Consider the following 6,512-nt stretch of genomic DNA (forward strand, 5'->3'; position numbering starts at 1 on the left):
CCCCGAGATCTACACTTGCAGCTTCGGCGGCAGCGTCAGATGTTTATAAGAGACAGCCTGTGGCGTCGTCACCCGCCCCCGGTCCGCGAGCGCGTCAACCCCCTGATCGAGGCCGCCGAGGCCGCCGGCCCGCCGCGCCCGGCGGTGGGGCCGGTGACCTGCCCGAGCCCCTGCGGGCCGGGGGCCGGGATGCGGCGCACCGCCTCGCCGGGGTCCTCGACGGATACGGCCGGGCCGGCGGCTCCGCGTTCGCACGCCGGGCGGGGCGCATCCCCTCGCCCCGCCTTCGCGGGGGAGACCCCCGACGACCTGCGCGCGCCGCTCGCGGCCCCGCGAAACCTCGTCGACCCTCCCACCGGCACCCCTTTCCCGCCGAGGGGGCCGCGGACCGGCCGGCCCCCCACCGTGCCGGGGCGCCCCGGCATTCCGGCCGGGGGCCGGCCGGGTTTCGCCCCGGGGGCGCCGGGTACGCGGGAAGCCCGTCGCGCGCACGGGGCACCGACCCTCCCCGGCCGGACCCCGAGGCGTGACCCGACACCCGCTTCAGCCCGTTCCGGGGCCGTCCCGTCCGTTTGCGGAGGGGCCCCGGGAGGGTCCCGCGCAGCGAGGAGGAGAACGGACCTTGGCCGAGCACCGTGAAGCCGCCGGCGGACGCGCCGCACCGTCCGCACCGCCCGTCCCGACCGCCGGGGGGACCGCGTGACCCCCGGCGCGGGAGCGGGTCCCGCCGAACGTTCCTGGTGGATCGAGACCGCGCCCGGCACCCCCCGGCCCCCTCTGGCCGCCTCGGAACGGCCCCGGGTGGACACCGTGGTCCTGGGCGCCGGCATGGCGGGCCTGTGCACCGCTCGTGAACTCGCCCGCTCCGGCCGGGAGGTCCTCGTGCTGGAGGCCGACCGCGTCGCCGCCGGGGTCACCGGTCACACCTCCGCCAAGGTGACCGCCCTGCAGGGGCTGCGCTACTCCGAACTGCGCGACCGGCACGGCCCCGGCACCGCCCGTCTGTACGCCGACGCGCACCGCCGTGCCGTGGAGCGGATCGCCGAGATCACCGACGAACTCTCCATCGACTGCGACCTCGTCCGCCGCCCCGCCCTCACCTGGGCCGAGACGCCGGACACCGAGAAGGCCGTGCGGGCCGAGGCCGAGGCCGCCCGCGAGGCCGGCCTGCCGGTCACCCTGCTCGACGGACCGGGGACGGCCGACACCGGACTGCCCTTCCCGGTGCGCGCCGCGGTCCGCCTGGACGACCAGATCGCCTTCCACCCCCGCGCCTGGCTGCTCGCCGTGGCCGAGGACATCGAACGCCACGGCGGCCGGATCGTGGAACACACCCGGGCCGTCGAACTGCACGAGGGCGACCCCTGCCGGGTGGTCGCGGAGAACGGCGCCGAGGTCACGGCGCGGCACGTGGTGATCGCCACCCACTACCCCGTCTTCGACCGGGCGATGCTCTTCGGCCGGTTGGAGGCCAAGCGGGAGTGGGTGATCGGTGCCCGGATCCCGGTGGACTCCGCCCCCGCCGCCATGGCCCTCACCCCCGACCACGGCACCCGCTCGGTGCGCACCGCCCCCCTGCCCGACGGCCCGGAGGACCGGTGCCTGCTGATCCTCACCGGTGAGAAGTTCCTGCCCGGAGACGGGCCCATGGCACCGCGGGTGCACCGGCTGGAGGAGTGGCTGCGGGAACGCTTCCCCGCGGCGGAGGAAACCCACCGTTGGGCCACCCAGGACACCTTCGGCACCGACGGTGTCCCGTTCATCGGCCCCTTCCACCCCGGCGCCCGCAACACCTTCGTCGCCACCGGGTTCAACGCCTGGGGGATGACCGGCGGCGTGGTCGCCGGTGACCTGCTGGCAGCCCTGGTGCGGGGCGACGAGGAGCCCCCGCCGTGGACGGAGATGCACGATCCCCGGCGCCTGCACCCCCTCCGCGAGGCCGGGAGCGCGCTGGGGCTGCAGGCCACCGTGGCCCGGCACTTCGTCGGCGACCGACTGCGCCCCGCCGAGGCGGGCTCGGTGGACGACCTCGCCCCCGGCACCGGAGCCCTGATCCGGGTGGGGGGAGCCAAGGCCGCCGTCTACCGCGACCCGGCGGGTACGGTCCACGCCCTCTCCGCACGGTGCACCCACCTGGGGTGCCTGGTGCACTTCAACGAGGTCGAGACCGCCTGGGAATGCCCCTGCCACGGCTCCCGCTTCGACATCGACGGCGCGGTCGTCCAGGGCCCCGCCACCAAGCCGTTGGAGCCCCGGGACCTCGACGTCCCGTCCGGTGCCGAGGACGGGACGGACGGGGAACCGGGGGAACCCGAGTACCTCGATGAGCCCGGTCCCGGACCCGCCGACCGCGCGTGACCCCGTGCGCCGACGCGCCCGCCGCCCCCGCCGGAACACGATCGGGGGCGCCGGGCGCGTCGGCGCCGGCTCACCGCCCGGGAGAGGTGCCGACCCCGGAGTCGGTCGAGGAATCGGCCGCCTCGACCACCGAGGCCAGGTTGCGCAGCATCCGGCGGTGCCGTTGGTGCAGCAGCGCCTCCGAGAGCGCGTTGTGCAGTCGTCCCCCCGGCCCGGTCAGCGGGTGCTCGTCCACGATCACCAGGGTGTCCTCCCCCCAGGGGCGGAGCTCCAGCGCGATGCGTGCGGTGCCCAGCCGTCCGGCCTCCGCCTCCAACTCCAGCCGCTTCCCGGGCTCGCACACCCGCACCACCGTCCGGCCGGGGAGCCGCCACCGTCCCACCCCCATCTCGTAGCGCAGCGCCGACCCGGGTTCGGGCCAGTCGCCGTGGGAGGGGCGGGCCTCCCGGGTGCCCACCACCCACTCCGCGTAGCACCGACGATCGGAGAGGACCTCCCACACCACCCGGGGGGATCGCCTGATCAACACCGGTCGTACCGCCATGCCGCCTCCATTCCTCGGATCCCGGTCACCGGCCGGTCGTCGGCCGGCCCCGATGGACGGCGTCTGCCCGTGCCGGCGGGCGACAACCGGGTACCCGAGGGATGCGGGGGCACTCCGATGGCCCCGCGGGCGCCCCCGACCGGCCGCCCCCGGACCACGGGGCCCGGGGGCGGCCGGTCGGAATCCAGGACCAGCGGGAGGAAAGGTATGACCCCCTCGTCGTTCGGAGCGCGTCGCGGAGCCGACACGGAACCCGACGGCCCGCCGGCCCCGGCCGGGAGTCGCCGCGCCGACAGGAAACCCGGGGCCCGCCGGTCCGCCCGGCGCGGCGGGGGGCCTCCCGGTGCCCTCGCGCTCCGCCCCGGCGAACCCTCCCTGTGGCCGCTGGCCGTCCTCGCCGCCGTGGTGACCCTGCTGGCCGTCACGGGGGTGCTGCCCCGGTGGTCCGGCCTGGTGCACGCGGTGGCGCTGCCACCGCTGGACCTCTTCACCGACCTGCGGATCCTGTTGGCACGGGCACCCTCCCACGCGGCCTTCGCGGCGGGGCTGGTACTCGCCCTGGCGGTGCGGACCACCGTCCTGGCCGCGTTGATACCGGGGCCGTGGCGCCGCCGACTGCGCTTCGCGGCTCTCTACCAGTTGATCGTCCTCCTCCCGCTGCTGCTGGCGGCCCAGGTGGAGTTCATGGCACAGGCCCTGCTCTACGCCCGCATGTTCTGGCCCGCGCTCGGGTTCCTGGCCCTGGTGTGGCTGATCGCCGCGCCCGTGCCCTGGCAGAGCGCACCCGACGCCCCGCGGTTGCGCACGGCCGTGGCCCGCTCCTGGCGCCGGGCGCTGCGGGTGGAGGTGTTGTTGCCGTACGTCGTGGTGCTGCTGGCCCTGGGGGTGCTCGCCGACCGGTGGCCCGGTCTGCTCCCCCTGCTGATCCCGGCCTCGGCCGCGGCCACCGCCGGCGCGGTCCTGCTGCTGCGTCGCCCGCCGAACGGCCGCCCGCTGCTGCGCGGCGCGGTGGCGGCGCTCGTGCTCGTCGTCCTCGCCGGCGTGTTCGTCGGCACCCGGGCGGAGGCCGACCCCGGTCCGCGGCCCGACCCCCGTCCCGGCTCCATCCTGCTGATGTCGGGGATCAACTCGGGCTCGGGGCGCGGCGCCATCTTCGAGACCGACGTGGAGAGCCTGGGCTACGACTGCGACAACACCTTCTACTTCTCCTACTCCGGCCCCGGCGACGGGCAACCCCGGGGGGTGGCCCGCTGCCCGATCGTCACCGGGGCCCCCTACGTGCCCGAGGACACCCAGCGTCCCGTGGCGGAGCAGGTGGACGCCTTCGTCGAGCAGGTCGAGGACCTGCCCCGACCGTTGGTGGTGGCCGCCCATTCCCACGCGGTGTGGATCGCCTGGCAGGCCATCGCCGAGGGGCGGGCCCCGCAGGTCGACGTCCTGGTGCTGGTCGGTCCCTTCCCGGAGAGCCCGGTCGGTTACCCGCCGGCCGGGGAGAACGCCACCGGAAGGGTCGCCGGGGACCTGCTGAGGCTGCTGGTGCCGCTGGGCGACCTGATGGACTTCCGGTTCGACGCCGACGCGCCGGCGTCCCGGGAGCTCCTGGCCACCCCGAACGCCGCCTCGGAGATCCTGGCCCAACCCCTGCCGGGCGACGTACGGGTGCTGAGCATCACCTCGGCCACCGATCTGCCGCTGATGCCGAACGGGTGGCAACTCGCCGGGAACGACGTCGAGGCGGACGTGTGCCCGCTGCGGGTGCCCCACCCCTACCTGCCGATCAGACCGGCCTTCACCCGCGAGGTGAACCGCTTCCTGGACGGGGAACCGCCGACCTCCTGTCCTCCCTGGCGCGACTGGGGCGTGCCCCTCTCCCGTCCCTTCGGCACCCCTCCGCACGACACCTGATCGGGTACCGCCCCGCTCCTCCACGGGGAAAGCCCCGAACGGCGTTTTCCGGCCATCGGCCGACATCGCGAGCGCAACGGGAGGAGCAGGGAGGTTTCCCGCATTTCCTGGCGGTAACCCGAACCACAACAGCTTCATCGGCCCCGACAAAGGACCGAATCATGGGCATTCCCCCTTTCCTCGCCGGCTTCGACTCCTCCTCCGGCATGTTGCGCGCCAACGCCTGCTTCCTGCGCGACGAACCCTTCACCGCCATGGGGGAGAACAAACTGCTGGAAATCCCGATCGCGGCCACCCGACTGCTTCCACCCCGGCTGCGGGAGAAGGTCTTCATCGGCAGCGGCGCCACCGAGACGATCTCCCCCAAGCGCATGGGGAGGATCGACATGGAGGAGGTCTCCAGGTGGGTGGCGGAGGAGTACCCCCGACGTCGTTATCCGGTGGTCGCCGTCGGGTCCGCCTGCGGGGCGCTGACCCATCTGTGGACCGCACTGGGCGCTCCCTGGCTCCCCCAGACGTTCCTGATCCCGGTGCGCCAGCGCGTCCACCCCGACGATCCGGGTGGCGCCATGTTCCGGGGGTTGGAACCGGGCGCGGAACTGGTGCGGCGCAACCCCGAGATCACACTGCACCACATGCACGACGCCAACCAGGACCGCATGATGGTCCGCGCCCTGACCTACTTCCGGGTCAAGCGCCTCGAACTGGGGCCCACGTGGGAGCGCTTCCTGCTCGACCGCCTGGAGCCCGGCGGGACCATCGTCGTCTCCGAGTGCACGACGCGGTGGCGCACCACCCGGGTCGGACCGCGCCACGTCTTCCAGCACGGGGCCATGGGCGGAGCCACCGAGGAGGAGTTCCACCACGGGAGCCCGCGGGTCTCGGAGTACCTGGAGCGCTACGACTCCCCGGTGCGCCGCTGGTACGGCCCCGAGCCGGACGGCGACAGCCCCGAGGCCGAGTGGGGCTTCGAACCGGCGCTGCGCGAGGACATCGAGCGCTTCGCGCGGGCCAACGGCTTCCGGGTGCGACGGGTGGTGTTCGACCACCCCGAGGCCCCCAGCCCGCTGGTCGCCGACCTGTACCGCGACTGGTACGCGCGCCGCTCCATCCCCACGAACCGGCTGATGGTGTCCTCCTTCATCCTCACCGAGCCCCGGGCCACCCTGATGGCCGGCGCGGTGCCCTTCTGGATGAAGTTCAACACCGAGGTCTCCCACCGGGCCCTGCGGGACTATCTGGACGCCGACCACCGCGAGCCGTTCGACGAGATCCACCTCGCGCTCTTCCAGAACGGGGTGGAGGCGGTGGGGCTGACCACCATCGACGAGTGGCGCGAACTGCTGGGACGGGCCCGCCGCAAGGGTCGATTCCTCGGCCTGCGCACCCGCGCCCACCCACGAGACCTCGCCCACTTCGCCCGCTACGACGCCGCCCTGCGTCGCCTGCGGCCCCGCCATCCCCGGCCGGAGCCGCTGACGCTGGAGGACGTCGACGACTTCCTGGAGCGTTCCCGCAAGGAGGACGAGAACCGCTACCCGGGGGTGCGGTTCGAAACGCTCCACGAGCCGGTGGGGAGCGGATCACGGGGTCGCTGAGGTCGCGTTGGGGGCGGTCCCGCCGGTGGCACCGACAAAGCGGAGGCCACCGGGAGGCGCCGAAGGGGGAGGAAGCCGAAGAGGAGGAAGAGGAATGGGGGGAGAGG

At 74.4% G+C, this 6,512-nt stretch carries 4 protein-coding genes; 3 read left to right on the forward strand and 1 reads right to left on the reverse strand.

Going from position 1 to position 6,512, the window contains the following annotated elements; all coding sequences use genetic code 11:
* Window positions 1-699: 699 nt before the first annotated feature.
* Window positions 700-2,358, forward strand: a complete 1,659-nt coding sequence (locus FOE67_RS12700; RefSeq protein ID WP_182663660.1) for an FAD-dependent oxidoreductase — start codon at window positions 700-702, stop codon at window positions 2,356-2,358.
* Between the two features lie 70 nt (window positions 2,359-2,428).
* On the opposite strand, the gene FOE67_RS12705 is transcribed toward FOE67_RS12700, so the two are convergent.
* The gene (locus FOE67_RS12705; protein WP_182663662.1) at window positions 2,429-2,902 is read right to left on the reverse strand and encodes an SRPBCC family protein; all 474 of its coding nucleotides are present in this window, start codon (window positions 2,900-2,902) and stop codon (window positions 2,429-2,431) included.
* A 207-nt stretch (window positions 2,903-3,109) separates the two neighbouring features.
* On the opposite strand from FOE67_RS12705, the gene FOE67_RS12710 reads away from it, so the two are divergent.
* Window positions 3,110-4,807 (forward strand): hypothetical protein, encoded by a 1,698-nt coding sequence (locus FOE67_RS12710; RefSeq protein WP_228473826.1) that lies wholly within the window; start codon window positions 3,110-3,112, stop codon window positions 4,805-4,807.
* Between the two features lie 161 nt (window positions 4,808-4,968).
* Window positions 4,969-6,405 carry a hypothetical protein gene (locus FOE67_RS12715; protein WP_182663664.1) on the forward strand — a complete coding sequence of 479 codons (1,437 nt, stop codon included), beginning with the start codon at window positions 4,969-4,971 and terminating at the stop codon, window positions 6,403-6,405.
* The last annotated feature ends 107 nt before the right edge of the window (window positions 6,406-6,512 follow it).

Origin of the sequence: Streptomyces calidiresistens (assembly GCF_014141525.1) — a bacterium.
GTDB lineage: Bacteria > Actinomycetota > Actinomycetes > Streptomycetales > Streptomycetaceae > Streptomyces > Streptomyces calidiresistens.

Bases quoted from the DNA above. Each gene is read 5' to 3' on its own strand.
- FOE67_RS12710 (WP_228473826.1), top strand. From the start codon at position 3,110: ATGACCCCCTCGTCGTTCGGAGCGCGTCGCGGAGCCGACACGGAACCC.
- FOE67_RS12715 (WP_182663664.1), top strand. From the start codon at position 4,969: ATGGGCATTCCCCCTTTCCTCGCCGGCTTCGACTCCTCCTCCGGCATG.
- FOE67_RS12705 (WP_182663662.1), bottom strand. From the start codon at position 2,902: ATGGCGGTACGACCGGTGTTGATCAGGCGATCCCCCCGGGTGGTGTGG.